This is a genomic window from Methylocella sp. (assembly GCF_041905455.1).
Classification (GTDB): domain Bacteria; phylum Pseudomonadota; class Alphaproteobacteria; order Rhizobiales; family Beijerinckiaceae; genus Methylocapsa.
Genome location: NZ_JAYRLA010000004.1, coordinates 81378 through 95111 on the forward strand (window position 1 = coordinate 81378; position 13734 = coordinate 95111).

Consider the following 13734-nt stretch of genomic DNA (forward strand, 5'->3'; position numbering starts at 1 on the left):
TCTAGCGAGCGCATCATGGCCGACTCTTACGACGTTCTCATCATTGGCGGAGGGCCGGGCGGCTATGTCGCGGCCATCCGAGCCGCGCAGCTCGGGCTCAGGACCGCCGTCGTCGAGCGCGAGCATCTTGGCGGCATTTGCCTCAACTGGGGCTGCATCCCGACCAAGGCGCTGCTGCGCTCGGCGGAGATCTTCCATTACCTCGAGCACGCGAAGGACTACGGCCTTTCAATCACAGGAGAAGCGAAGGCCGACCTCGCCGCCGTCGTCAAGCGCTCGCGCGGCGTCTCGGCGCAGCTCAACGCCGGCGTCGCCTTCCTCATGAAGAAGAACAAGATCGACGTCATCTGGGGCGAAGCGACGATCACCAAGCCCGGCGAGGTCGCGGTCGCGGCGACGAAGAAGACGATCGTGCAGCCGCAAAATCCCGTCCCCAAGGGCGTCCTGGGCGAAGGCGCCTACCGCGCGAAGCACATCATCGTCGCGACCGGCGCGCGGCCCCGCGCGCTGCCGGGCCTTGAGCCGGACGGCGAGAAGATCTGGACCTATTTCGAGGCGATGAAGCCCGCCGCCTTTCCGAAGAGCTTGATCGTCATGGGCTCGGGCGCGATCGGCATTGAATTCGCCTCCTTCTATCGCACGCTCGGCGCCGAGGTGACCGTCGTCGAGGTGCTGCCGCAGCTTCTGCCCGTCGAGGACGCCGAGATCGCCGCGCTCGCGCGCAAGCGCTTCGAGAAGCAGGGCATGAAGATCCTGATCTCGACCAAGGTGACCAGGGTCGACAAGTCCGGGGAGGGCGTGACCGCGACGCTCGAGGACGACAAGGGGCAGGTCCAGACGCTCAAGGCCGAGCGCATGATCTCGGCGGTCGGCGTCGTCGGCAATGTCGAGAACCTTGGCCTCGAGGCGGCGGGCGTCGCGCTCGAGCGCGGGACGATCAAGATCGACGGGCTCGGCCGCACCAATGTTCCGGGAATCTACGCCATCGGCGACGTCGCCGGCCCGCCGATGCTGGCGCACAAGGCCGAGCATGAGGGCGTGATCTGCGTCGAGGCGATCGCCGGCCTCCATCCGCACGCCATGGACAAGCTCATGATTCCCGGCTGCACCTATTGCAATCCGCAGATCGCCTCGGTGGGGCTGACGGAGGCGAAGGCGAAGGAAGCCGGCTACGAGCTCAAGGTCGGGCGCTTTCCGTTCATCGGCAACGGCAAGGCGATCGCGCTCGGAGAGCCGGACGGCCTCGTCAAGACGATCTTCGACGCCAAGACCGGCAAGCTGCTCGGCGCGCATATGGTCGGGGCGGAGGTGACCGAGCTCATCCAGGGCTTCGTCGTCGCGATGAACTGCGAGACGACCGAGGCAGAGCTCATCAACACGGTGTTCCCGCATCCGACGCTCTCCGAGACCATGCACGAGAGCGTGCTCGACGCCTATGGCCGGGTGGTCCACACGTGATTTAAGATAATTGAAAGGAAGCTCCGATGTTAACGGATGTTTTTAAATGTTTTTCTTTTACTATATTTGTATTATCATTCAATACTATTACTTTCGCATTCGCGGCCGACACCTGCGACCCTATACTAATATGGGGATCGGCTAACACAATAGAAGTAACTAATACTGCCGCCACAAATTCTGCCTTATATTCTGAAAACTGCGGCATCTCGGCAGAAAAAATGGACAGTACGCAAAGAGCAAAGGCAGCCGCCAGTCTAATAGGTGTCGGAAGTGGTGACGGAAGCGTCGATATTGCGACAACTAATGCTAAAATTAATCAGTGGTGTGACAAATTTAGAAATAATGCTACTGCCAACTCTGCTTCTTCGGTGAAAGCACGGACGATATTTGCTCCTTCAGTCGCGGCTTGGACAACTTGTAAACAACTTCAAGCTTCCGAGATTGAAGTCAATCCCTCATTTTATGATAAAAATTCTGGTGCGTCTTTCAACATACGTTATACCGGTAGTGCGCATGGCTTGATTTTTTATGGCGTATCAACAAAGAATTTTTCCTGCACTACAAAAGCTCCCAAGAACGGGGGAACAGTAGTTATTGATGAAAAGCAACTTAGATCTGGCGTCGAGCTTGGCGCGCAGGCTATTAGTATTACTTGCGATAGAGACCCTGAAGCGGAACAAACAATTAATGGGATTAAGCACAAGATATGGCCTTCCGGATATATTAGTATCAACACGGCTGGAAGATATCCTCTTGTATTTGTTGTTCCTGAGCGATCGGAGCCTCGTTTAGAGTCTGACGAAACTTCAGATGTTTTGCTTGAACTGCAGAATACTATAGAAATACATAATCGTGATATATATACTCTGCAAAAAATGCTCGAAGATGCATATAAAAGAACAGGGGATATTAAGTGGGTTATAGCCGCAGACGAAAACAGCTGCCCTTATGATTATTCATACGCTGCTACTTATTATCTGCCTGCTGGCGATAAGCATGCAGCAGCGGTTGGTCCTTTTCCCATGACGGATTTTACAGATGTCGGCGTTGCCAACGCTCACTTTTGGACGGAAAAAATAGCTATATGCAAACACAATTGATAATTAAAATAACATGGCGCTTTTGGCGCTTGGCGGGCTGCGCCGACTAGGAGCGGGGAATGAATGGTTTCGGTTCCGATCTGATTGACGACGTTCAAACGGAAATCGTTAAACCTCGCCATCCCGAGAAGGCCCATCGCCCCGACCAGCCGACGCTGCGCAAGCCGGAGTGGATTAGAGTCCGCGCGCCAGGCTCGCCGGAATGGGCCAAGACCAACGCCATCGTCAAGACGCACAAGCTCGTGACGGTATGCGAGGAGGCCGGCTGCCCGAACATCGGCGAATGCTGGGCGAAGAAGCACGCCACCTTCATGATCATGGGCGGCGTCTGCACGAGGGCCTGCGCCTTCTGCAACGTCGCGACCGGCCTGCCGCGCGGCCTCGACCCCGATGAGCCGCGCCGGGTCGCCGACGCCGTGGCCAAGCTCGGCCTGTCCCATGTCGTGATCACGTCGGTCGACCGCGACGATCTTCGCGACGGCGGCGCGGGTCATTTCGCCCGCGTCATCGGCGCCATCCGCGCCGCCAGCCCGTCGACCACGGTCGAGGTGCTGACGCCCGACTTCCTGCGCAAGCCCGGCGCGCTCGAAATCGTCATCGCGGCGGCGCCCGACGTCTTCAACCACAACCTGGAGACGGTCGCCTCGAAATATCTCTCCGTGCGCCCGGGCGCGCGCTATTTCCATTCCTTGCGTCTTCTGCAGCGGGTGAAAGAGCTTGCGCCCACGATCTTCACCAAGTCCGGCATCATGGTCGGGCTTGGCGAGGAGCGACACGAGGTGCTGCAGCTTATGGACGATCTGCGCAGCGCCGACGTCGATTTCATGACCATCGGCCAATATCTCCAGCCGACGAAGAAGCATCATGCTGTGGCGCGATTCGTGACGCCCGACGAATTCGCCTCCTACGCGGAAATCGGGCGCGCCAAGGGCTTTCTGCTGATGTCGTCGTCGCCGCTCACGCGCTCCTCGCATCACGCAGGCGACGATTTCGCCAGGCTCAAGGCGAACCGGCTCGCCGCCGCGCCCTTGCGGCGCGCCTAGAGCCTCGCTAGATCAGGCCGGTTCCAGCGGCGGCCGCCGCCGCGATTCCTGCGGACGGACGCAATCCCCGCGCCAGCGAAGCCATGCCCTCTTTCAAAACGGTCCGAACGATCCGTCATAGCGCGGCCGAGATGTTCGATCTCGTCGCCGACGTCGAGGCTTATCCGCAATTCGTGCCGCTGTGTCAGGACCTCAAGGTGCGTCGGCGGACGGAAGCGGGCGACGCGACGACCAAGATCGCGCTGATGACCGTCGGCTACAAGGCGATTTGCGAGACCTTCACGAGCCGGGTTCATTGCGACAGGCAAAATCTTGAAATTATTGCAGAATATGTAGACGGACCATTTCATCACCTTCGGAATAAATGGTCGTTTCACGACGCCGGACCATCCATGTGCAAGGTGGAGTTCGAGATCGCCTATGAATTTCGCAGCCGCGCGCTCGCCGCGCTGATGGGCGGCGTGTTCGACAGGGCGTTCAGAAAATTCGCGCAAGCCTTTGAGGAACGGGCTGATCTTGTTTATGGAGCGCGTTGAAGACTCAGTCCGTGAATTGCGCGAGAAGCATGATCGCCGTAGCGACCGACGCGAGGCGTATCTCGTGTCGTGACCGCTCGCCGAATCGTCTTTCAAAAGTCGTCGCGCCGCCGTCGCGCCGCGCGCAGCCGAAATAGACCAGCCCGACCGGTTTGGCGGCCGTCCCGCCGCCCGGTCCGGCGACGCCGGTGACGGACACGGCGAGATCCGCGAGCGAGCGATCGAGCGTTCCTTTCGCCATCGCGCGAGCGACGTCCGGGCTCACCGCGCCATGACGCGCGATCAGAGCGGCGTCGACGCCGAGGCTCTGCGCCTTGGCTTCGTTCGAATAGGTGACGAACCCGCGCTCGAAGACGTCGGACGAGCCGGCGATCGACGTGAGGAGCCCGGCGACCAACCCGCCCGTGCAGGACTCAGCGGTCGCGATCTTCAGATGTCTGGATCGGCAGAGCTCAAGAAGGCGTCCGGCCTCGTCCAGCATCGCCTCGTCGAACATCGCTCCGCCCTCGCACATGTTTGAGTGAAAGATTGAGACTGTACGGCAAGCCTTTGGAATACAGTTTTTTCTTAAAGATACGCTTCAGGACGCCTTCAGCGGCAGCCGCACGGTGGCGACGGCGAGCGCCGCGATTCCTTCCTCACGGCCGGTGAAGCCGAGACGCTCGCTCGTCGTCGCCTTGACCGCCACGCGGTCGATCGAGACGCCCATGGTCGCCGCAAGGCTGGCGCGGATGGCGTCGCGATGGGGGCCGATCTTTGGACGCTCGCAGACGAGGGTCGCGTCGACATGGGCGATCATGCCGCCGTGCTCGCGCACGCGCGACGCCGCATAGGCGAGGAATATGTCGGAGCGCGCGCCTTTCCATTGTGGATCCGACGGCGGGAAATGGCTGCCGATGTCGCCGTCCGCCAGCGCCCCGAGCAAGGCGTCGGTCACCGCATGACTTAACACGTCGGCGTCGGAGTGCCCGACAAGGCCATGATCATGCGCGATTTTCACCCCGCCGAGCCAGATATGGTCGCCCTCGCCCAGGGCGTGCACATCGTAGCCCTGGCCGAGCCGGACGTCGACGAGCTCGGCGACGAGCCTCGCCTCGGCCGCGGCGAGGTCGTCGGCGCTGGTGATCTTCATGTTCGCGGCGTCTCCTTCGAAGACGAAGACGCGCTCGCCCGCCCATTCGGCGATGGCGGCGTCGTCGGTGAGGCCATGGGCGCCGGCTTCCGCCGCGCGGCGGTGGGCGTTGAGGATGAGGTCGAACGCGAAGGCCTGCGGCGTCTGGACGGCGCGCAGCCGGGCCCGGTCGGGGGTCCCCTCGATCGAGCCGTCCGCGGCGATCTCCTTGATCGTGTCGGTGACGGGGACGCCGGGAATCGCCGCGCCGTGATCCTTCGCGGCCCCTATCGCGCGGGCGACGAGCGCTTCGCTGGGGAAGATGCGCGCCGCGTCGTGAATGAGGACGACGCTCGGCCTGCGTCGCTCCTTGGCCAGAACTTCGAGGCCGGCGCGCACGCTCTCCTGACGCGTCGCGCCGCCGAAGGCCGGCGGCCGCAACCGCGCCTGCGCCGAAACCGGCAACGACGCGAGAGATTGGGCGTAAAGCTCGCCGTCTTCGGCGTTGATCGAGACGACGATCGTCGCCTGCGGCGCGGCGCGGTGGAGCGCGGCGAGACTTCGAGCCAGGACGCTCGCGCCCGCGACGTCGCGATATTGCTTCGGCAGGCCGCCGCCGGCGCGCGCGCCGCGTCCCGCCGCGACGACGACGATCGCAAGATGATCTTCGTTTTGATCTTCGCTGCTTCCTGCGACGCCCATGGACGGTCTCTTCGTGGTTCGGCCCGTTCCTCCCGCGTTTGCCGGCCGGCGTCAAATCGGCTTGGCGTCGTGACGTCGCGATTCGAAAATCCCGTTGCCGCATCGCACAAAGTGATTATGATATAGGCATGGGCGCAACTGCTGAGATATTAGGCAAAACGTGTTCGGCGCCGATCGTCGTCGGGCCCCATGTCCTGAGTGGCGCCGCGTTCCTCGCGCCGATGTCGGGCGTGACCGACGTCGTCATGCGGCGGATCGCGCGACGCTTCGGCGCTTCGATGACGGTCACGGAGATGGTGGCGGCGGAGGCCTACGTCGAAGGCGACGCGCAGACCCTTCTGCGCGCGGAGGGGTGCGGCGTCGGCCTCCACATGGTGCAGATCGCCGGCCGCTCGCCCGTGGCCATGGCGCGCGCCGCACGCGCCGCCTGCGACGCCGGGGCGGCGATCGTCGACCTCAACATGGGATGCCCGGCCAAGAAAGTGGTGGGCGGCTACGCGGGCGCCGCGCTCATGCGCGACCTTTCGCTCGCCGCCGCGATCATCCGCGCCGTGGTCGCCGCGGCGGACCATCCGGTGACGCTCAAGATGCGCCTTGGCTGGGACGAAGGCTCCGTCAACGCGCCGGAGCTCGCCCGGATCGCGCAATCGGAAGGCGTCGCCCTGCTGACCGTGCATGGACGCACGCGCAGCCAGTTCTACGCCGGAGCGGCGGACCGGGCGGCGATCCGCGCCGTGAAGGAAAGCGTGAGCATTCCGGTGGTCGCCAACGGCGATTGCGCGAGCCTCGCCGACGCCCGGGCCATGCTGGCGGCGTCCGGCGCGGACGGCGTCATGATCGGGCGGGCAGCGGTCGGCCAGCCCTGGCTCGTCGGCGAGATCGCCCGCGGCCTCGCCGGCGAGGCGCTCCATGTCCCCGCGGCGGCGCGCCTCGAGGCGGCGCTCGAACATTATGAAGGACTTTTGCGTCTTTTCGGGCGGGAGCAGGGCGTGCGCCACGCCCGCAAACATCTCGCCGCCTACGCTGACCGCTCGGGCGCGCCGCCGGACGCGCTCCTGCGCGCCCGGCTGGTGACGACGGAAGAGCCACGGGAGGCGCGGGCGCTTCTTGCGGCGCTTTTCGAGCCGATTCACGCGGAGGCCGCCTGATGACGCTGTTGCTCGCCGCCGCGCCGGAGCAGGGCGTGGCGAATTGCGCCGACGCCGCAAGGCTTCTCGACGCCTTGCCGCATCCGGTGATGGCCGTGCGGCCGGACGGCGCGATCGGCGACGCCAACCTCGCGGCCGAAAGCTTCTTCGGCATGAGCCGCGAGCTGATGCGCCATCATCGGCTCGCACAGCTCGTCGTCCCTGGCTCGCCGCTGCTCGCCTTCGTCGAGCAGGTGCGGGAGACGGGCGCGGCGTTCAAGGGCTATCGCGTCGCGCTGGCCTTCGCCCGCGGCGGGCCCGAAATCCTCGTCGACGTCTTCGTGACGCCGCTGCCCGGGTCGGCCGAAGGCGTCGTGCTGATGCTGCAGGAGCGCGCGGTCGCCGACAAGCTCGACCGCCAGCTGACGCATCGCGGCGGTGCGCGGTCCGTCGCCGCGATGGCCTCCATGCTCGCCCATGAGATCAAGAATCCGCTTTCGGGAATCAGGGGCGCCGCGCAGCTTCTCGAGACGGAGGCCAATGATTCCGACCGCGCGCTGACGCGCCTGATCTGCGAGGAGACGGACCGGATCGTGAAGCTCGTCGACCGGATGAGCGCTTTCGCGGACGAACGGCCGATCGAACGCGAAAGCGTCAACATCCACGCCGTCCTCGACCATGTGAAGAAGGTCGCCCAGGCGGGATTCGCCCGCCGCATCCGGTTCCACGAATATTACGACCCCTCGCTCCCGCCGGTGCTCGGCGACCGCGACCAGCTCGTCCAGCTGTTCCTCAACCTTATCAAGAACGCCGCCGAGGCGATCGGCGACGACGCGGAAGGCGACATCGAATTGTCGACGGCGTTCCGCCCCGGCGTGCGGATGCAGGCGCCGGGCTCGAAGGCGCCGGTCAGCCTGCCCCTTGAATGCTGCGTGCGGGACAACGGGAGCGGCGTTCCCGCCGAAGTCATGCCCTATCTGTTCGATCCCTTCATCACCACGAAGGCGAGCGGAAGCGGCTTGGGACTTGCATTGGTGGCCAAGATCGTCGGCGACCATGGCGGCGTGATCGAATGCGACTCGGCCCCGCGCCGCACCACTTTCCGAGTTCTGATGCCGCTAAGCTCCCGGCGAGGGGCGCGACAAACTTCCGACTGACGCGCGGCGGGCGCTCGACGCGAGGCGCCGCGCCCGTCCGATCCAAGGCTTGAGACCATGCCCACCGGAAACATCCTCATCGCCGACGACGACACGGCGATCCGCACCGTGCTCAGCCAGGCGCTGTCGCGGGCGGGCTACGACGTGCGCGCCACCGGCACGGCGGCCACCCTCTGGCGCTGGGTGCAGTCGGGCGACGGCGACCTCGTCATCACCGACGTCGTGATGCCCGACGAGAACGCCTTCGAGCTGCTGCCGAAGATGAAGAAATTGCGGCCCGAGCTGCCGATCATCGTCATGAGCGCGCAGAACACCTTCATGACCGCGATCAAGGCGTCCGAGCGAGGCGCCTACGACTATCTGCCGAAGCCGTTCGACCTGCGCGAACTCGTCTCGATCGTCGGACGGGCGATGAGCGAGCCCAAGAACCGCGTCAAGGTCGAGCGCCGCGAGGAGCTCGAAGGGATGCCGCTGGTCGGCCGCTCCCCGGCGATGCAGGAGATCTACCGCTCCCTCGCGCGGCTCATGCAGACCGACCTCACGGTGATGATCAGCGGCGAATCAGGCACGGGCAAGGAGCTCGTCGCCCGCGCCCTGCACGACTACGGCAAGCGGAAGAAGGGTCCGTTCGTCGCGATCAACATGGCGGCCATCCCGCGCGACCTGATCGAGAGCGAACTGTTCGGCCATGAGAAGGGCGCCTTCACCGGCGCCAACCAGCGCTCGTCCGGGCGCTTCGAGCAGGCGGAAGGCGGCACGCTTTTCCTCGACGAGATCGGCGACATGCCGATGGAGGCGCAGACCCGGCTCCTGCGTGTCCTTCAGCAGAGCGAATACACCACCGTCGGCGGCCGCATGCCGATCAAGACCAACGTGCGGATCATCGCCGCCACCAACAAGGACCTCGCCGCGCTCATTCAGCAGGGGCTGTTCCGCGAGGATCTGTTCTTCCGCCTCAACGTCGTCCCGCTGCGCTTGCCGCCGCTGCGCGAGCGCGTCGAGGACATCGGCGACCTCGCGCAGCATTTCTTCGCGCAGGCGGCGAGCGAGGGCCTGCCGCTGAAGCACGTCGAGCCCGACGCGCTCGACCGGATGAAGCGCTATCGCTGGCCGGGCAACATCCGCGAGCTCGAAAATCTCACTCGCCGGCTCGCGGCGCTCTACCCGCAGGAGGCGATCACCGGACAGCTCATCGACGCGGAGCTGTCGGTCAACGCGCCGGGCCTCGCCCAGCCTGTCGTCGCTTCGGCCGCCGGCGCCGCGCGCTTGCCGGAGCCGCAGGAGCGGGGGCAGGGCCTCGCCGCAGCCATGGAGCGGCATCTCGCGGACCTGTTCCGCGGCCATGGCGAAAGCCTCCCGCCGCCTGGGCTCTACCATCGCATCCTGCGTGAGTTGGAGCACCCCCTGATCTCAGCCGCCCTCGCGGCGACGCGCGGCAATCAGATCAAGGCGGCCGAGCTGCTCGGCCTCAACCGCAACACGCTTCGCAAGAAGGTCCGCGACCTCGACATCCGCCTGATGCGGTCGCCAAGGTAGGCGGGCGCGGCGGCCATTCGACGCGAGAGCCGCGAACGGCCGCGGATTTGTCGCAATTGTGCAACAGCGTGGCATAAACGCAACTTCAGCATGGCGGCGAACGGCTGAAGCGCGGCGGCGCGCCGAGACCCTTCGGCCGCGCCTGCAAGACGCGACGTCGCGCCGGACGCCCCTACGCGCCGACGCTGGTCCGATCGGATCGCATCGAGCCGATCGACAAGACGACGCCCGGGCGCTTTAAGCTATGGCGTTGGCGATTCCCCGGCGGATGAATGACGCGCGACGAAGCCAGATCGAAACCTAGGGATCCGGGGCCGCGACACGACCGCCGCTTCACGGTGCGCTATGGCCCCGCGGCGGTGATTCTCGTCCTGCTGACGGCGCTCGTCAGCTTCCTGATCTTCGCCGGATTCACGCCGTTGCCGCCGACGAACGCCGTGCTGCTGGGCATGCTCGTCGTCAACGTCGCAGGCATCTTCCTCGTCTTCTGCTTCATTCTGGTCGAGGCCTGGTCCCTGTTCAAGGCGCGGCGCGCTGGCGTCGCGGGGGCGCAGCTTCATATCCAGATCGTCGCGCTCTTCTCCATCGTCGCCGCGGCGCCGGCGCTGCTGATGGCTTGGGTCGGCTCCGTGATGCTTGACCGCAGCCTCAACCCGAACTTCATGCGCGACGGCCGCGCTTTCGTGCAGACCACCATCGACGCCGCGCGCCTGTTCCGCGAGGCGCAGTGCAAGTCGCTTCTGCAGGAGGCGCGCCTGACCGCCTCCGACCTCGACCGCGCCAAGCTGATGTTCGAAGTCGACCGGCCGCTGTTCCGCGAATTCCTGACCTCCCGCACGCGCTTCCTCGGCTTCGCCGCGGCGGCTCTGATGAAGCCGGACGGCGCGATCATAGAAAAGGTCGATTCGGGCGCGCCCGTCGGCGCCCCGATCGCCCGGCCCGAGCCGCAGGATTTCGAGGACGCGCGCAAGAATGAGCCCCTGTGCCTCATCATCGACGAGGGGCGCGGCTTCGCCGCCGTGCGCCAGCTCGCCTCGTTCGAGAACACTTTCCTTTACGTGTCGCGCCCGGTCGATCCTTTCACGGTCGAGTTTCCGCGCCAGGCGGCGCGCCTCGTCACTCTCTATGACGCCTTCGACAGCCATCGCAGGAGCATCCAGATCGCCTTCGCGACGATGTTCGCCCTGATCGCGCTGATCATGCTTCTCTCGGCGACCTGGCTGGGGCTGTCTTTCGCCAACCGCCTCGTCGCGCCGATCCGGCGCCTCATCGCCGCGACCGATCAGGTCTCCTCCGGCAACCTCAACGTGCAGGTCGCGGTCCGCAAGAACGAGGGGGACCTCGCCCATCTCGGCGAGACGTTCAACAAGATGACTTCAGAGCTGCGCCTGCAGCAGAACCGCCTGATCGCGGCGAGCAGCCTGATCGACGAGCGGCGCCTGTTCACAGAGGCCGTCCTGTCGGGGGTGCCGGTGGCCGTCGTCGCGGTCGGCTCGCGCGGCGAGATCACCGTCCTGAACCCGTCCGCGGCGCGTCTCATCCAGCTCGAGGGAGGGCAGGCGAAGGCGGCGATCGGGCGCCCGCTTGAAGAGGTGCTGCCCGAAATCAAGGACATTTTCGCCGAGGCGCGCGCCGGGCAGGCCCGCATGAGCCCCACCGAAGCGTCGATCGCCCGCGGCGGCCTCGAGCGCCTGTTCAGCGTCAGCGTCATCAGCGCCCCGACGGGCCGCTCGGGCAAGAGCTACATCGTGACGCTCGACGACATCACGGATCTCGTCAGCGCCCAGCGCACGGCGGCCTGGGCCGACGTCGCCCGCCGCATCGCCCATGAGATCCGCAACCCGCTGACGCCGATCCAGCTGTCGGCCGAGCGCATCAAGCGCAAATACGGCAAGCTCATCACTCAGGATCGCGACATCTTCGACCAGTGCACCGACACGATCGTGAGGCAGGTCGACGACATCAAGCGCATGGTGGACGAATTCTCCTCCTTCGCCCGGATGCCGAAGGCGCGCGTCGAGAACGACGACCTCAGCGAATGCGTGCGCCGCGTGCTCTTCCTCATGCGCGTCGCCCATCCGGCGCTCGTCTTCGAGGAGGATCTTCCGGCCGAGCCGGTTCACGGGCGTTTCGACCGCCGGCTTCTGTCGCAAGCCTTGACCAACATAGTAAAGAACGCGACTGAAGGCATAGAGGCGCAGGCGACGCTCGAAAGCGCGGCCGGCGCAGCGTTTGAGGGCCGGATCCGCGTCCGTCTTTCGGTTTTGGGAGATCTGGTCTTTATCGACGTGATGGACAATGGGAAGGGCTTCCCCAAGGACAACCGCCAGCGGCTGCTCGAGCCCTATATGACGACCCGGGCCGAGGGCACCGGCCTTGGCCTGCCGATCGTCGCCAAGATCCTCGCGGACCATGGCGGCGGCCTCGAGCTGCGCGACGCGCCGGCGGGCAGGGGCGCCTGGGTCCGGCTGTACTTTCCGCTCGCCGGCCAGGCGCAGGACGGGCAGGGGCGCGGCCAGGACGAAGCGCGCGCCGACGCCCGCCCGCAAGGCGCCGCAGCGTCGGCGCAAAATCCATAGGAGAGGTCATGGCGAGCGACATCCTCATCGTCGACGACGAGGCCGACATCCGCGACATCGTCTCCGGAATTCTGTCGGACGAGGGCCATGGCGCGCGCACGGCGAGGAATTCGGACGAGGCGCTGGCCGCCGTCGAGGCGCGCCGCCCGAGCCTCATGTTCCTCGACATCTGGCTGCAGGGCTCGAAGCTCGACGGGCTGCAGATCCTGAAGACCGTCAAGGAGCAGCACCCCAATCTGCCGGTGGTGATGATCTCGGGCCACGGCAACATCGAGACGGCGGTGCAGGCGATCAAGCTCGGCGCCTATGATTTCATCGAGAAGCCGTTCAAGGCGGACCGGCTCGTCCTCGTCGCCGAGCGCGCGCTTGAGGCCTCGCGCCTCAAGCGCGAGGTCAGCGAGCTGCGCGTGCGCGCAGGCGTCGTCAACAAGATCGTCGGCCGCTCGAGCGCGGTGAACCAGCTGCGCCAGACGATCGAGCGCATAGGGCCGGCGAACTCGCGCGTCCTCATCACCGGCGCGCCGGGCTCCGGCAAGGAGCTCGCCGCGCGCTCGATCCATGAGCATTCGGCGCGCGCGCGCGGCCCCTTCGTCGTCATCAACGCCGCGACCATCGAGCCGGAGACGATGGAGACCGAGCTCTTCGGCGTCGAGGGCCCCCCCGGCGCGGCGCGCAAGATCGGCGCGCTCGAGGAGGCGCACGGCGGCACGCTTTATCTCGACGAGATCGCCGACATGCCGCGCGAGACGCAAGGCAAGATCCTGCGCGTCCTCGTCGAGCAGAATTTCCAGCGGGTGGGGGGAGGGGCGCGCGTCCACGTCGATGTGCGCATCATCTCGTCGAGCGCCCGCGACCTCGCGGCGCTGATCGCCGAAGGCGCCTTCCGCGAGGATCTATTTCATCGCCTCGCCGTGGTTCCGCTGCGCGTGCCCTCGCTCTCCGAGCGGCGCGAGGACATCTCCGAGCTGATCGCATTTTTCATGGACCAGGTTTCGGCGACTTCCGGCATGCCGAAGCGCACAATCGCCGACGACGCGATGGCCGTGCTGCAGTCGCACGACTGGCCCGGCAATTTGCGCCAGCTGCGCAACAACGTCGAGCGGCTGATGATTCTCTCCGCCGGCGACCCCTCCGCGCCCGTCACCGCCGACCTGCTGCCCTCCGAGATCGGCGCGCTCGTGCCCTCGACGCCCAACGGCTCGGGCGGCGAGAAACTGATGAGCCTGCCGCTGCGCGAGGCGCGCGAAGTGTTCGAGCGCGAATACCTCGTCGCCCAGATCAACCGCTTCGGCGGCAACATCTCGCGCACCGCCGAATTCATCGGCATGGAGCGCTCGGCGCTGCACCGCAAGCTGAAGTCGCTGAGAGTCGACTGAGGCGGG

The 13734-nt window shown here is 65.5% G+C and carries 11 protein-coding genes; 9 read left to right on the top strand and 2 right to left on the bottom strand.

The features are described 5' to 3' along the window. The first annotated feature begins 15 nt into the window (after positions 1-15). The 4 genes from lpdA to ACE3OG_RS04870 all read left to right on the top strand — a co-directional run bounded on the left by lpdA (position 16) and on the right by ACE3OG_RS04870 (position 4140). A complete protein-coding gene (gene lpdA, locus ACE3OG_RS04855; protein ID WP_374306409.1) occupies positions 16-1458 on the top strand; it encodes a dihydrolipoyl dehydrogenase in 1443 nt (480 codons plus the stop codon). 26 nt (positions 1459-1484) lie between these two features. Then, a complete protein-coding gene (locus tag ACE3OG_RS04860) occupies positions 1485-2561 on the top strand; it encodes a hypothetical protein (RefSeq protein WP_374306411.1) in 1077 nt (358 codons plus the stop codon). 59 nt (positions 2562-2620) lie between these two features. Continuing rightward, positions 2621-3604: a lipoyl synthase gene (gene lipA / locus ACE3OG_RS04865; protein ID WP_374306412.1), complete on the top strand. Its 984-nt coding sequence runs from the start codon at positions 2621-2623 to the stop codon at positions 3602-3604. Between the two features lie 83 nt (positions 3605-3687). Beyond that, complete coding sequence (locus ACE3OG_RS04870; RefSeq protein WP_374306413.1) at positions 3688-4140, top strand: type II toxin-antitoxin system RatA family toxin; 453 nt, start codon at positions 3688-3690, stop codon at positions 4138-4140. A 4-nt stretch (positions 4141-4144) separates the two neighbouring features. Here ACE3OG_RS04870 and ACE3OG_RS04875 read toward each other — a convergent pair whose 3' ends face one another. Continuing rightward, entirely contained in the window at positions 4145-4636 is a 492-nt protein-coding gene (locus tag ACE3OG_RS04875; protein ID WP_374306415.1) for a CinA family protein, read from the bottom strand. Positions 4637-4720: 84 nt separating this feature from the next. Next, the gene (locus tag ACE3OG_RS04880) at positions 4721-5953 is read right to left on the bottom strand and encodes a bifunctional 2-C-methyl-D-erythritol 4-phosphate cytidylyltransferase/2-C-methyl-D-erythritol 2,4-cyclodiphosphate synthase (RefSeq protein ID WP_374306416.1); all 1233 of its coding nucleotides are present in this window, start codon (positions 5951-5953) and stop codon (positions 4721-4723) included. 128 nt (positions 5954-6081) lie between these two features. Between ACE3OG_RS04880 and dusB the strand changes: the two genes are divergently transcribed. From dusB to ACE3OG_RS04905, 5 genes are all read left to right on the top strand, one after another. Continuing rightward, positions 6082-7101 (top strand): tRNA dihydrouridine synthase DusB, encoded by a 1020-nt coding sequence (gene dusB, locus ACE3OG_RS04885; RefSeq protein ID WP_374306418.1) that lies wholly within the window; start codon positions 6082-6084, stop codon positions 7099-7101. Beyond that, positions 7101-8237, top strand: a complete 1137-nt coding sequence (locus ACE3OG_RS04890) for a nitrogen regulation protein NR(II) (RefSeq protein ID WP_374306419.1) — start codon at positions 7101-7103, stop codon at positions 8235-8237. Before dusB ends, ACE3OG_RS04890 begins: the two co-directional genes overlap by 1 nt. Before the next feature lie 57 nt (positions 8238-8294). Beyond that, positions 8295-9773 carry a nitrogen regulation protein NR(I) gene (gene ntrC, locus ACE3OG_RS04895; RefSeq protein WP_374306420.1) on the top strand — a complete coding sequence of 493 codons (1479 nt, stop codon included), beginning with the start codon at positions 8295-8297 and terminating at the stop codon, positions 9771-9773. Positions 9774-10045: 272 nt separating this feature from the next. After that, on the top strand, positions 10046-12352 hold the full coding sequence (locus ACE3OG_RS04900) for an ATP-binding protein (protein ID WP_374306422.1): 2307 nt from the start codon (positions 10046-10048) through the stop codon (positions 12350-12352). Positions 12353-12360: 8 nt separating this feature from the next. Further along, positions 12361-13728 (top strand): sigma-54-dependent transcriptional regulator, encoded by a 1368-nt coding sequence (locus ACE3OG_RS04905; RefSeq protein WP_374306423.1) that lies wholly within the window; start codon positions 12361-12363, stop codon positions 13726-13728. The last annotated feature ends 6 nt before the right edge of the window (positions 13729-13734 follow it).